At 72.3% G+C, this 13284-nt stretch carries 11 protein-coding genes; 3 read left to right on the forward strand and 8 right to left on the reverse strand.

Going from position 1 to position 13284, the window contains the following annotated elements:
• Positions 1-44: 44 nt before the first annotated feature.
• Positions 45-1898, reverse strand: a complete 1854-nt coding sequence (locus ACI2LY_RS00585) for a M1 family aminopeptidase (RefSeq protein WP_404705157.1) — start codon at positions 1896-1898, stop codon at positions 45-47.
• A 203-nt stretch (positions 1899-2101) separates the two neighbouring features.
• The gene (locus ACI2LY_RS00590) at positions 2102-2758 is read right to left on the reverse strand and encodes a 1,4-alpha-glucan branching protein (protein ID WP_404705158.1); all 657 of its coding nucleotides are present in this window, start codon (positions 2756-2758) and stop codon (positions 2102-2104) included.
• A 193-nt stretch (positions 2759-2951) separates the two neighbouring features.
• Between ACI2LY_RS00590 and ACI2LY_RS00595 the strand changes: the two genes are divergently transcribed.
• Positions 2952-3851: an SGNH/GDSL hydrolase family protein gene (locus ACI2LY_RS00595; protein WP_404705159.1), complete on the forward strand. Its 900-nt coding sequence runs from the start codon at positions 2952-2954 to the stop codon at positions 3849-3851.
• A 27-nt stretch (positions 3852-3878) separates the two neighbouring features.
• Here ACI2LY_RS00595 and pgm read toward each other — a convergent pair whose 3' ends face one another.
• Complete coding sequence (pgm, locus tag ACI2LY_RS00600; protein WP_404705160.1) at positions 3879-5519, reverse strand: phosphoglucomutase (alpha-D-glucose-1,6-bisphosphate-dependent); 1641 nt, start codon at positions 5517-5519, stop codon at positions 3879-3881.
• A gap of 95 nt (positions 5520-5614) precedes the next feature.
• Positions 5615-6412, reverse strand: a complete 798-nt coding sequence (locus ACI2LY_RS00605; protein WP_404705161.1) for an SAM-dependent methyltransferase — start codon at positions 6410-6412, stop codon at positions 5615-5617.
• Positions 6413-6523: 111 nt separating this feature from the next.
• Between ACI2LY_RS00605 and ACI2LY_RS00610 the strand changes: the two genes are divergently transcribed.
• A complete protein-coding gene (locus ACI2LY_RS00610) occupies positions 6524-7096 on the forward strand; it encodes a GNAT family N-acetyltransferase (RefSeq protein WP_404705162.1) in 573 nt (190 codons plus the stop codon).
• On the opposite strand, the gene ACI2LY_RS00615 is transcribed toward ACI2LY_RS00610, so the two are convergent.
• Complete coding sequence (locus tag ACI2LY_RS00615) at positions 7072-7866, reverse strand: SDR family NAD(P)-dependent oxidoreductase (protein WP_404705163.1); 795 nt, start codon at positions 7864-7866, stop codon at positions 7072-7074. The two genes, ACI2LY_RS00610 and ACI2LY_RS00615, sit on opposite strands and share 25 nt — an antisense overlap.
• Before the next feature lie 151 nt (positions 7867-8017).
• Positions 8018-9877, reverse strand: coding sequence for an arabinofuranosidase catalytic domain-containing protein (locus ACI2LY_RS00620; RefSeq protein WP_404705164.1), 1860 nt, complete (start codon positions 9875-9877; stop codon positions 8018-8020).
• 284 nt (positions 9878-10161) lie between these two features.
• On the opposite strand from ACI2LY_RS00620, the gene ACI2LY_RS00625 reads away from it, so the two are divergent.
• Positions 10162-11547, forward strand: coding sequence for a hypothetical protein (locus ACI2LY_RS00625; protein WP_404705165.1), 1386 nt, complete (start codon positions 10162-10164; stop codon positions 11545-11547).
• 9 nt (positions 11548-11556) lie between these two features.
• Here ACI2LY_RS00625 and ACI2LY_RS00630 read toward each other — a convergent pair whose 3' ends face one another.
• Together ACI2LY_RS00630 and ACI2LY_RS00635 are read right to left on the reverse strand one after the other, a co-directional pair.
• A complete protein-coding gene (locus ACI2LY_RS00630) occupies positions 11557-12162 on the reverse strand; it encodes a CE1759 family FMN reductase (protein ID WP_404705166.1) in 606 nt (201 codons plus the stop codon).
• Positions 12159-13283: an LLM class flavin-dependent oxidoreductase gene (locus ACI2LY_RS00635; protein WP_404706444.1), complete on the reverse strand. Its 1125-nt coding sequence runs from the start codon at positions 13281-13283 to the stop codon at positions 12159-12161. The genes ACI2LY_RS00630 and ACI2LY_RS00635 overlap by 4 nt, the downstream gene beginning before the upstream one ends.
• Position 13284: the final 1 nt, after the last annotated feature.

The raw sequence follows: 13284 nt of genomic DNA on the forward strand, positions 1-13284 counted from the left end.
CAACTGGGTGGCCCGGCCGGGAGAGTGTCCCGGCCGGGCTCGGCTCAGCCGTCGATGCGGTGCTGGGTCCAGAAGGAGGTGAGGTCGGTACTGGTGGCGGCCTGGGCGGCGGCCTTGAACTCGGCGGTGGTGGAGACGCCGTACCAGTGGGCGGTGGCGTAGTCCTTCAGCAGCTTGGCCATCGCGGTGTCGCCGAGGACGCGGCGCAGGTCGTGCAGGGCGCACTTGCCGTAGCCGTAGACGACGGTGGAGTACCGGGAGGAGTGGGTGTCCCAGTAGGCCATCGAGTTGGTGATCTTCTCGGCGCTGGAGGCCCAGGAGACGCTGCTCCAGCAGCCGGAGCCGGTCTTGCCCTGGGCGAGGTCGGTGGCGTAGTCGGTGAAGGACTCGTCCAGCCAGGGGGTGTTGTACTCGTCGTCGCCGACGATGCCGTACCACCACTGGTGGGCGATCTCATGGGTGAGGGCGGTGGTGCTGACCAGGTCGAGGACGAAGCCGGGGTACTCCATGCCGCCGAACCAGAAGTTGTTGTCGATGACCGCGTCCAGCTCCCCGTAGGGGTACGCCCCGAAGCGGCCCGCGTGGGCGTCGACGGCGCTCTTGGCGGTGCTCAGCATCGACTGGGCGTTGGCGGAGCTGATCCCGGAGACGGAGTAGACGTTGACCGGGACCCCGCCGGGCGAGGTGCCGGAGATCTTGCTGAAGGGCCCGGCGGCCCAGGCGAAGTCGCGCACCTTGGACGCGGTGGCGGTGGTGACCGTACGGCCGCTGGTGCCGGGGGTGTCGGTGGAGGTGCCGGTGGCGGGAACCAGCAGGGTGCTGGGGTGGTCCAGGGTGACCTTGAAGTCGGCGGCGAGCGAGTAGAAGGACTCGCCGTTGTTGGTGTACGGGTCGAGGTGCCAGCCCGCGCCGTCGCGTACCGCGAGGACGGGCAGCGCGTTGCCGATGAAGCTGAAGGCGCCGTCGTGGCCGAACCGGTCGGCGCCGTCGGGCACGGTGATGCCGAGGTCGAAGCCGATGGTGGCGCTCTGCCCCTGGGCGAGCGGCGCGGGCAGGGTGATCTTCAGGGCGGTGCAGGCCACGGAGAGGTCGCCCGCCGTGCCGCCGGTGACGTTGCTGACCTTGATGGGCGGCGCGGAGCAGGTGCCGTGGTAGTTGTCCCACAGCCGGAGGTAGACCTCGCTGAGCGCGGTGGCCGAGGCGTTGGTGAAGGTGGCGCTCTGGTGGCCGTTCCACACCGTGCCCGTGCTGTCGCTGCTGAGGCTGACGGTGTAGGCGGGCGCGGCCGGGGTGCGGACGCTGTCGGCCGGGGGCGGGGTGGTGCCGCCCGAGGTGTCGAGCGCGATGTCGTCCAGGACGAAGCTGGTCTGGAGGCTGGAGTCCTCGGTGCCGGTGAAGGCGAGGTTCACGGTCTGGCCCGCGTACGAGGAGACGTCGACCGTCTTGCGGACGTAGCCGGAGGCCCGGTCGAGGTTGGAGTACGTGGCGAGGGTGGTGGAGCCTGCCTTCACCGTGAGCTTGTCGTAGGCCGTGGACGACGTGGTCTCGGCGGTGTCGACGTGCAGGTAGAAGCTGAGCGTGGCGGTCGCGCAGTCGCTCGGGACCGTGACGCTCTGGGTGAGGGTGTCGGTGCGGGTGCGGCCGGTGCCGTCGAGCCAGGCGAACGAGGTGCCGCCGTGGGCGCTCTGGCCGGTGCGGCTGGTGACGAGCCCTGAGGGGGACTCGGTCCAGGGTGAAGTGCCGTTCTCGAAGCCGCCGTTGACGACCGACTGCGTCGGGGTGCACGCGGCGGCGGCCGAGGTCTCGGGCTGGGCGGCGGTGGCGGGGAGGGCGAGGGCGATCAGGGCGGCTGCGGTGAACACGCCGGTGGCGAGCGCCCGGTGGGGGGTGGGTCTCACACGCTACTCCTTTGGCGGCGGCCGGGGTGCGGCCTGCTCGGTGGCCGCTTGCCGGACGGGGAGTGCGCCGGGGCGGCCGAGGCGCGGGGTTGCGCGAGCACTGCGCCACGCCCAGGCGGGCGTGGCTGCCGAAAGAGTGACAGATTTGACCAGGGCATGCCAGATGGTCGATGGGGGTGCCGGTGCCGCCGTACCGGGCGGGGTCAGGCGGTGCGCAGCTCCATGAAGACCGCGCGCAGCCGGGTGCCGTCCGGACTGGGCCAGCCGGTCGCCACATGTCCGGCCGCGCCCTCGGGGCGGGCGGGCGGCTCGGTTCCGGGGACCGGGCGCAGCACCCGGTGGACCCGGAGCACGGTGTCGTGGGGCGCGGGCAGGGCGGTGCCGTCCGCGTCGTCGGCCGGGGCCGGGGTGTGCGCGGCCGCGGGGAGGGGCTCGCCGGTGTAGGAGCGGATGACCTCGTGGTCGGGGGTGTCGCTGACGCGCTGGGCCATGGCCTGGGCGGTGCCGCCGATCAGGGCGAGCAGTTCGGTGGTCAGCACCGGGTCGTGGCAGCCGTCGTAGACCCAGCGCTCGCCGAGGACACCGTGTTCCGTGGTGCCGATCAGGGCGTCCTCGGCTCCGGCGAGAGGGGCTGCGCGGTAGGTGAGCGGGACCAGGTACGCGGTGGGCTCGGGGGTGGAGCCGTCGGTGACCACCATGAACTCGATGCCGACCTCGCCCTCGGGGTCGTCGAGGCGGAAGCCGCCGGTCCGCTCCAGCTCGGGCGCGCCGGAGCCGCGGTACCAGGGGCGGGTGGGGAGCCAGGGGGTGAGGAGTTCGAGCTTGGTCGGGGTGAGGGTGGTCTGGTGGATGACGGCCATCGAGCGGGGCCCTTCTGCGTACGGTGACGGAACCTCTGGAGTCTTCCACAAAGGGCGCGGGGCAACTGTGACCTGCGGTGCGGCAGTTGAGGTGGTCCGGCTTCTGGTCCTGGGGTGCTGCTCGGCGGTATACAAGGCCGGTCGAGGGCGCCGGGAGCGCCGGCCCTGATCCGAGTCCGAGGGGGACGATCTCATGGTGCGTGGCGGAGAGACGGGGAGACGGCGCCTGCGGGGCGGGCTGGGGGCGGTGCTGGGCGGGTGTGCCCTGGTCGCCGGTTCCGTGGTCCCGGCGGCCGCGCATCCCGCCGGGCACGGTACGGAGTACGTGGCGCTCGGCGACTCCTACACCTCCGGGCCGCTGATACCGGACCAGGTGGACGCCAACTGCGCCCGCTCGAACCGGAACTACCCCTCGCTGGTGGCCGCCGGGCGCCAGGTGGGCACGTTCAAGGACGTGAGCTGTTCCGGCGCGACGACCGCCGAGATGTGGCGGGCGCAGGGCACCAACGGCCCCCAGCTGGACGCGGTGAACCGGGGCACGGACCTGGTCACGGTGCAGATCGGCGGCAATGACGTCGGGTTCGGCTCGATCATCGCCACCTGCGCCCGGCTCGGCGCCGCCGACCCGACGGGCAACCCGTGCCAGCGCTCCTACCGGGCCGCCGGATACGACGAGTTGACGGCCACCATCGCCCTGGCGGCGCCCAAGGTCGACCGGGTGCTGCGGGCCGTCCACGCACGGGCGCCGCACGCCCGCGTGCTGCTGGTCGGCTACCCGGACCTGCTGCCCGACGACGGCTCCGGCTGCTTCCCCGACGTGCCGTTCGCCCGCGGCGACTTCCCGTATCTGCGCGACACGGGCAAGCGGGTCAACCTGATGCTGCGGCTGGTCGCGGCCTGGAACCGGGTGGAGTACGTCGACACCTACGGGCCCACCGTCGGCCACGACATGTGCAAGGCGCCCGCCGACCGCTGGATCGAGCCGCTCCGGCCGGCCTCCCCCGCGGCGCCCGCCCACCCCAACGCGGCGGGCGAGGCGGCGATGGCCCGCGCGGTGCTGGACCGGCTGGGCCGGGGGCACGGCCGGGGCTGACCGGCCGCGCACCCCGATCCGGGGCGCTCAGTCGCCGAGCGCGCCGAGGACGACGCCCTGGGCCTCCTCCTGCACCCGCGCGAGGTGGTCCGGGCCGAGGAACGACTCGGCGTACACCTTGTACACGTCCTCGGTGCCCGAAGGGCGGGCCGCGAACCAGGCGTTGGCGGTGGTGACCTTGATGCCGCCGATGGGGGCACCGTTGCCGGGCGCCTCGGTGAGGACGCCGGTGACCTCCTCACCGGCCAGGGTGTCGGCGGTGACCTGGGCCGGGGACAGCTTGCCGAGCAGCGCCTTCTGCTCGCGGGTCGCCGGGGCGTCGATACGGGCGTAGGCGGGCTCGCCGAAGCGCTCGGTGAGCCCGGCGTAGTGCTCGGAGGGGGTGCGGCCGGTGACGGCGGTGATCTCGGAGGCGAGGAGGGCGAGGAGGATGCCGTCCTTGTCGGTGGTCCACACCGAGCCGTCGCGGCGCAGGAAGGAGGCGCCCGCCGACTCCTCGCCGCCGAAGCCGAGGTCCCCGCTGAGCAGGCCGTCCACGAACCACTTGAAGCCGACCGGCACCTCGACGAGCCTGCGGCCCAGGTCCCCGGCGACCCGGTCGATCATCGTGGAGGAGACCAGGGTCTTGCCGATGCCGGTGGCGTCGGGCCACTGGTCGCGGTTGCGGTAGAGGTAGTCGATGGCGACGGCGAGGTAGTGGTTGGGGTTCATCAGCCCGGCGTCCGGGGTGACGATGCCGTGCCGGTCGGCGTCGGCGTCGTTGCCGGTGGAGATGCCGAACCGGTCGCGCCGCTCGATGAGCGAGGCCATCGCGTACGGGGAGGAGCAGTCCATGCGGATCTTGCCGTCCCAGTCCAGCGTCATGAAGCGCCAGGTGGGGTCGGCGTGCGGGTTGACCACGGTCAGGTCGATGCCGTGCTCGTCGGCGATCCGGCCCCAGTAGCCGACGGAGGCGCCGCCGAGCGGGTCGGCGCCGATGCGCAGCCCGGCGTCCCGGATCGCGTCCAGGTTCAGCACGCTGGGCAGGTCGCGGACATAGGTGCCGAGGAAGTCGTACCGGCCGGTGGTGTCGGCGGCGAGCGCGCGGGCGTAGGGGAAGCGGAGTACGTCCTTGCATCCGCCCGCGATGATCTGGTTGGCGCGGTCCTGAATCCAGGAGGTGGCGTCCGACGGGGCCGGGCCGCCGCTCGGCGGGTTGTACTTGAAGCCGCCGTCGGCGGGCGGGTTGTGCGAGGGGGTCACCACGACGCCGTCCGCGAGGCCGGTGGTGCGGTCCCGGTTGTGGGCGAGGATGGCGTGCGAGACGGCCGGGGTCGGGGTGTAGCCGTCCTCGCTGTCGATGAGGACGGCTACACCGTTGGCCGCGAACACCTCCAGCGCGGTGACCTTCGCGGGCTCGGACAGGGCGTGGGTGTCGGCGCCGAGGAACAGCGGGCCGTCGATGCCCTGGGCCGCGCGGTACTCGCAGATCGCCTGGCTGGTGGCGGCGATGTGGTCCTCGTTGAACGCGGCCGCCAGGGACGAGCCCCGGTGTCCCGAGGTGCCGAAGGCGACCCGCTGCGCGGGGTCGGCCAGGTCGGGGTGCAGCGCGTAGTAGGCCGTGACCAGGCGGGCCACATCGACAAGGTCCTCGGGACCGGCCGGACGGCCGGCTCGCTCGTGCGCCATGGGTCCGCTCCTCCGCATCAGTGATTTTCGAACGCTCGGGGCCATTTTGGCTTGTCAGGGGCCGTACGGGCGAATGGACCCGCTCCGGGCGGTGCCTACTTGCGCCCCACCGCCGCGTACAGCGGGAGCCGCTCGCCCTGCTGACGGCCGGTGGCGTCGGGGCGCCAGTCGGTCACGAACCCGATGCCCGGCTCCAGCAGGTCGAGTCCGGCGAAGAACTTGGCGAACTCGGCGCGGGAGCGGACCTGGACGCTGGTGCCGCCGCGCCGGTAGACGTCCACGACGGCGTGCCAGGTGTCCGGGTCGACGTCGGCGGTGGCGTGCGAGAGGACCAGACAGCTGCCCGCCGGGAGCGGGTCGAGCAGTTCGCGGACCACGTCGTACGCGTTGTCCTCGTCCGGCACGAAGTGGAGCAGGGCGACCATGGAGAGCGCCACCGGCTGCTCGAAGTCCAGCAGCTCGCGGGCGGCCTCGACGATCTTCCGGGGTTCGCGGGCGTCGGCCTGGATGTAGGCGGTGCCGCCCTCGGGGGAGCTGCTGAGGAGGGCCTGTGCGTGCCGCAGCACGATCGGGTCGTTGTCGACGTAGACGACCCCGCACTCCGGGGCGACGTCCTGGACCACCTGGTGCAGGTTCGGCCGGGTCGGTATGCCGGTGCCGATGTCGAGGAACTGCCGGATGCCCAGCTCGGCCAGGGTGCGCGAGGCGCGGTGCATGAACTCGCGGTTGGCGCGGGCGAGTTCCGGCACCTGGGGGAAGAGCTCCCGCACCGCTTCGGCGGCGGCCCAGTCCACCGGGTAGTTGTCCTTGCCCCCGAGGAACCAGTCGTACATCCGGGCCGGGTGGGGCTTGCTGGTGTCGATGGCCGTCGGCTGTCGCGCGGTGTCGGACACGGGGGCGTTCTCCTCTGCTCCGGTGGGGGGGTCTGCGTCCGGGTTTCTCTGCCCAACAGGACTGGTGTGCAAGCATGTTGGGGTGGGACTGGAGTGACCGGAGGGGGAAGTGTGAGCGACACCGTGCTGCGAGTCGGCGCCGACGGCGGGGAGGCCCTGCTGCTGCGGCCCTGGCGGCCCGAGGACGCGGCGGGGCTGGTGCGGGTACAGCGGGGCGACGCGGCGCTGCGACGCTGGACGGGCGCGGCCGTGGACGACGAGGCGGCCGCCGGGCGGTGGATCGCCGAGCAGACGCGGGGGTGGGAGACGGGCGACCGGCTGGCGTTCGCCGTGACGGCGGGCGACTCCCCTCTTGAGGAAGGTGAGTTGCTGGGCCATATCGCCCTCAAGGAGGTGCTCTCGGGTGGCGGCCGTGCCGAGGTCGGCTACTGGACGGCCGCACGCGCGCGGGGCCGGGGCATCGCCCCGCGCGCGCTGACGGCGTTGACCGAGTGGGCGTTCTCGGGCGGGCTGACCCGGCTGGAGCTGCTGCACCAGCTGGACAACACGGCGTCCTGCCGGGTCGCCCTCAAATGCGGCTACGAGCGGACCGGGACGCTGCCCGCCGCGCCGCCCGAGTATCCCCGCGACGGGTGCCTGCACGCCCGCCGTCGGGACGGTCAGGGCAGGATCGCGTCCACGTAGCCGCCGTCCACGCGGAGGGCTCCGCCGGTGGTGGCAGATGCCTGGGGGGAGCTGAGGTAGACGACCATGTGGGCGATCTCCTCCGGCTCGATCAGGCGCTGGATCAGGGACTGGGGGCGGTACTCGCGCATGAAGACCCGCTGGGCCTCGTCCCAGGGCAGCTTCTTGTCGACGAGTTCGTAGACGAAGTCCTCGACGCCCGCGGTGTGGGTGGGGCCCGCGATGACGGAGTTGACGGTGACGCCGGTGCCCGCCGCCTTCTTGGCGAAGCCCCGGCCCACGGCGAGCAGGGCGGTCTTCGACATGCCGTACTGGATCATCTCGGCCGGGATGACGATGGCCGAGTCGCTGGCGATGTACAGCACACGGCCCCAGCCGCGGTCGGTCATGCCGGGCAGGTAGAGCCGGGTGAGGCGGACGGCGGCGAGGACGTTGATCTCGAAGTAGCGGCGCCACTCGTCGTCGGTGAGCTCCAGCGGGTCGGCGGTGCCGAAGATGCCGAGGTTGTTGACGAGGATGTCCACCTGGGGCAGTTCGCGCAGCAGCTGCTGGGCGCCCTCCTCGGTGGAGACGTCGGCGGCGGCCGCGACGAACTCGGCGTCCGGGGCCTGCTCGGCGAACTCGGCGATGGCCGCGGAGACACGCTCCTTGTCGCGGCCGTTGACGGCGACGCGGGCACCGGCACGGGCGAGGCCCAGCGCGATGGCCGCGCCGATGCCCTGCGTGGAGCCGGTGACCAGGGCGGTGCGGCCGGTCAGGTCGAGGTGCATGGGGCGGGGGTTTCCTTCCGGTACGGGTGCGGCGGCTGCGCCCAGTCTGCGGGGGCGGGGCGCGGGGGACGGAGAAGCGCCGTCCGCCCGCGTGTTCACCCCTCCCCCGCGTCTCGCCGCTGTCCGGAAGGAAAGCCCTGTCGGTGGGCCGTCAGTTCAGCTTGAACTTCTGCGCGGCGGCGCCGTTGCAGTCCCAGATCTGGAGCCGGGTGCCGTTGGTGGTCGTGCCGTTGGGCGCGTCCAGGCAGCGTCCGGACTGGGGGTTGCGCAGTGAGCCGTCGGCCTGCTGCTCCCACTTCTGGCCCCCGGCGCCGTTGCAGTCCCACAGCTCGACCTGGGTGCCGTTGGCGGTGCCGTTGCCGTTGATGTCCAGGCAGCGGCCGAGGGTGGAGAGGGTGGTGTCGGCGCGGTGGAACCAGTGCTGGTCCACGGACCAGGTCTGGCAGTCCCACAGCTGGACGGCGGTGCCGTTGACGCCGGAGTCGTCGGCGGCGACGTCCACGCACTTGCCGCCCGGCGCGGCGATGGGTGCTCCGCCGTTGACGGAGAACTTCTGGGCGGCCGAACCGTTGCAATCCCAGATCCGCAGCCGGGTGCCGTTGGTGGAGGTGCCGTTGGGCGCGTCGAGGCAGCGTCCTGACTGGGGGTTGCGCAGCGAGCCGTCGGCCTGCTGGACCCACTTCTGCCCGCCGACCCCGTTGCAGTCCCACAGCTCGACCTCGGTGCCGTTGGCGGTGCCGTTGCCGTTGATGTCGAGGCAGCGGGAGATGGTGCCGAGGGAGGTGTCCGGGTTGTGGGTCCAGTGCTGGTCCTCGGCGTAGGTCTGGCAGTCCCACAGCTGGACGCCGGTCCCGTTGACCCCGGTGTCGTCGGCGGCGACGTCGACGCACTTGCCGCCGGGGCCGGTGATGGTGCCCTGGGGGCCGTTGGGCACGTTGGTCTGGCCGGAGTACCCGGCCGCGACGACGTTGGCCTGCACCGCGTTCTCGGCGGCGTCGGAGGGATAGCCGGAGACCATGGCGCCCTCGAAGAAGGTGCCCATGTTCCAGTTGCTGTTGTCCCCGCCGGTGCCGAGGATGATGCCGCCCTCCTGCTGCATGGGCCGGTAGCCGCCGCGCGAGGGCAGCGCGCCGTCCCACCAGGTACTCAAGGAGCCGGTCTGGGAGTTGCCGCCCTTGAGGGCGTACCGGGTCTGGCCGTCGTTCTTCAGCACGGCGGTGACGTAGGTGCTGTTGTTGCCCCGGTTGGCGAGGTTGGAGCCGTTGTCGCCCTGGAACATGCCGTTCTCGAGGTCGGCCTCGACCCAGGGTCCGTTGCCGGTGCAGGGGGCGAAGTAGCAGGTGGTGGCGATGGAGACGGCGTCCATGTGGCCGTTGCCGGTGTCGGCGGGGGTGCGTTCGGCGTTGCCGTAGTCGAAGCAGCAGGCGGAGCCGACGTGGGTGCCGCTGGCCACCATGTAGACACCCTCGGGCTGCCCGTTGACCGCGGTGCCGGAAGCGGCGCCGTTGGAGCGGTAGCCGACGCCGGGCGAGATCCAGATGCCGTAGACCTTGTGGCCGCCCGCGGTGACGGCGAGTTCGCTCGCGTCTGCGGCGCGGTCGGCGCCCATGCCCGCGGTGCCCGCCGGGCCGGGGTTGAGGTCGTTGTGGCGGCTGGTCTGGTCGTAGATCTTCGTCATACGACAGGTGGTGCCGCCGCAGAAGGTGTCCTGGCGGCCCGCGTCCGCGTAGCCGCCGACTGCCAGGAGGCCGATGTCGGTGGCGGCGCCGTCCGAGGCGCGGGTGACTCGGTACAGCGGGCCGTTGTAGCCGGAGAACAGCGCCCGGATCGTGCTGTGCGCGGCGACGCAGGGGGTGCCCGCGGCGGCGTAGATGTCGCAGGGCGCCGACCCGGCGGCCTGGGCGGGCGCGCTCAGCCCGGCGAGCGCGCCGAGCAGCAGGGCGAGCACGGACAGGACGGCCCCGAGGCGCCCCCGTAGACCTGGTAACACGGCGGATCTCAATGCGCGCATCGTCTGCTCCTTCGGCCGGCCGTGCGGTGGGGAGGCGGAGTCGGTGACTCCTCACGGCCGCTCGGGAACGTACGAAGCGCGATCGAACACGTCAAGATTTGTTGCTTCAGACTTGTCCAGGCTTTTGCCTGTGTGGTGATTTGTTGCTTTGGGCGGGCCCTCGGTCCCCCACCGGGCGGGGGCGCCGTGGTGCCGGGAGCTGTCCGGGCCCTTGATACGGTCGGCGCTCAGACGGTGACTGACGGTCCGCCAGGTCCGTCACGGGGGCAAGGGGGCACAGCGGTATGCGCGTTCGGACGGTGGCGGGAGCGCTGGTACTGGCCGCGGTCGGGCTGACGGGGTGCGGCGGCCAGGGGGACGGAGCCGACAAGGGCGACGGCGGGAGCCCCTCGGCGAAGTCGCTCGCCCGGCTGAGCCTGCCCGCCGCCTACGACGCGGGCGCGGGCTGGGACACGACGATCTCCGGCGTTCCGAAGCGCGTGACCGGCATGCCCCTGGTGGCGGTGCCCGGCGCCGGTGAGATCGCGAGCATCCACGGGGCTCCGAACGGCTGGACCACCCTCGTGCGGGCCGCCGACACGGGGCGCATCACGTGGACTTCCGCGCCCTGGCAGACTCCCCTGCCCGGCGACACCGGGACTCCGCGGACGCCCGGTGTGACGGTCGTCGAGCAGGACGGCCGCGAATACCTCGTCACCTATGCCGAGGGCATCCGGGGGAAGGACGCCCTGCACGACGGCTCCTCGGCGGTCGCCCTCGCGGTGTACGCCGCCGACGGGCACGGCACCGCGGTGAAACCGCTGCGGCGGATCGAGCTGCCCGTGGCGGACGACCCCGTGGTGCGGGTCACCGCGTCCGGCGACCGGCTGCTGGTCGGCCTGGGCGACGGCATGTACCCGGAACGTTCGCTCGCGGTGGATGTGGTGACGGGCAGGAGCACCGCCTACGACGGTCCCGACGAGCTGCTGTCGCCGTGCGTCGAGGCCGACTGCGCGGGCGGCCGGGTCATCGCGGCCACGGCGCGGGGCCCGTTGGTCGGGGTGGACAACGGCGGGTTCGGCCTGGTCGGCCACTGGTTCAGCGACTCCGTCCGACCTGCCGGTACGGAACGCACCGGCGATCTCGCTCCCTTCAACGGGCTGGCCTACGGCGCCGTCGACGGCCATGTGCTCGCCGGGTGGCGGACCCCGGACAAGGAGGACGGCACAGCAGCCGATCCGGTGTGGTCCGTGCACGAGTTGGCGACGGGACGCATCCAGGCGTACATGACCTGCGGTTACGGCCTGAACAACGAGATCGGCAAGGGCAACCACGGAGCGAGCCGTGCGTACGACCTGGTCGCCTCGCCCGACGGCCGCTATCTCGCCGCCGGTCCCGTCGCCTTCGACCTGCGGCGCGGGAAGGGCGTCTGCCTGGCCAGGAGCGGCGACCGGAAGGCCATCGCGATCGTCGCGATCCGCGACGACGGAACCGCCTACGGGGCGGTCCAGCAGGACGCGGCCGACGAAGCCACTCCCGTACAGGTCGATCTCACCAAGGGCCCGGACACCGCGAAGGTCCTCGGCGCCGGAACGCTGGTGCCCTATGTGACCGACGTGCGGGGCTCGGGCCTCTTCCTGAGCCGTGACGCCGAGAAGGCCCTACGGGTCTCCCTGCGCCGCGCACGCTGACGGCCGGTGTCAGCCGCCGCCCAGCAGTCCGCGCATCGTTGCCAGGTCCGCGTCCTCCTGGGTCTCGTGGGTGCGGGGGCCGCAGGCGCGGAGGAGGCGGGTGAAGTCGGCGGCGGCGGCCGTGATGCGGGCGCCGAGGGCCGCGCCGTTCTGGGTGCCGAAGTCGCTGGTGGCGGCGTAGACGGGGCGCGGGGAGACGATGGCGTGGAGGTAGGAGAACATCGGGCGCAGCGCGTGTTCGAGGACGAGGGAGTGCCGTTCGGTGCCGCCGCTGGCGGCGATGAGGACGGGCATGTCGGAGAGGGTCTCCTCCGGGAGCACGTCGAAGAACGACTTGAACAGGCCGCTGAAGGACGCGTTGAAGGCGGGGGTGACGGCGATGACGCCGTCCGCACCGGCGACCGTCTCGAACGCCGTGTCCAGCGCCTCGCCGGTGAAGCCGGTGAGCATCGCGTCCATGATGGGGTGGGCCAGCGGCCGCAGTTCGACGAAGGACAGCTCCACCGGCGCGCCCTGCGCCTCGAGTTCACGGGTGACGGCCGCCGCCAGCCGGTCCGCGAGGAGCCGGGTGGAGGAGGGCTCGCGCAGCCCGCCGGTGATGATCGTGATCTTCATCGTGCCTCCGGGTCGCCTTCGTCGGCCGGTTCTCGACTCCCGCCCGTGCTGTCGCGTGCGCGCAGCAGCGAGGCGTGGGTGGGGGCCGCCGGGGTGCCCTCGGGCCGGTCCTTGGCGAACTCCCGGCGCAGTACGGGCACGACCTCCTCGCCGAGCAGGTCGAGTTGTTCCAGGACGGTCTTCAGCGGGAGCCCGGCGTGGTCGATGAGGAACAACTGCCGCTGGTAGTCCCCCACGTACGCGCGGAAGCTCAGCGTCTTCTCGATCACCTCGGCCGGTGAGCCGACGGTCAGCGGGGTCTGCCGGGTGAACTCCTCCAGCGAGGGCCCGTGTCCGTACACCGGGGCGTTGTCGAAGTAGGGCCGGAACTCGCGCACCGCGTCCTGGCTGTCGGCCCGCATGAACACCTGCCCGCCGAGCCCCACGATGGCCTGCTCCGGGGTGCCGTGGCCGTAGTGGGCGAACCGGCGCCGGTAGAGGTCGACGAGCTGCCTGGTGTGGGAGGCGGGCCAGAAGATGTGGTTGGCGAAGAAGCCGTCCCCGAAGTAGGCGGCCAGTTCGGCGATCTCGGGGGTGCGGATGGAGGCGTGCCAGACGAACGGCGGTACGTCGTCCAGCGGGCGCGGCGCGAGGGTGAAGCCCTGGAGCGCGCTGCGGAACGTGCCCTCCCAGTCGACGGTCTCCTCGCGCCAGAGGCGGCGCAGCAGGTCGTAGTTCTCCACGGTGAGCGGGATGGCCTGGCGGATGTCCTGGCCGAACCACGGATAGACGGGGCCGGTGTTGCCCCGGCCGAGCATGACATCGGTGCGGCCGCCGGACAGGTGCTGGAGCACGCTGAAGTCCTCGGCGATCTTCACCGGGTCGTTGGTGGTGATCAGCGTGGTGGAGGTGGAGAGGATGATCCGCACGGTCTGGGCGGCGATGTAGGCGAGCAGGGTGGTCGGCGAGGAGGGCACGAAGGGCGGGTTGTGGTGCTCGCCGGTGGCGAAGACGTCGAGCCCGACCTCCTCGGCCTTGCGCGCGATGGCGACGGTGGCCTGGATGCGCTCCGCCTCGGTGGGGGTACGGCCCGTGGTGGGGTCGGGGGTGACGTCCCCGACGGTGAAGATGCCGAACTGCATC

Origin of the sequence: Streptomyces sp. NPDC002176, assembly GCF_044903645.1 — a bacterium.
GTDB lineage: Bacteria > Actinomycetota > Actinomycetes > Streptomycetales > Streptomycetaceae > Streptomyces.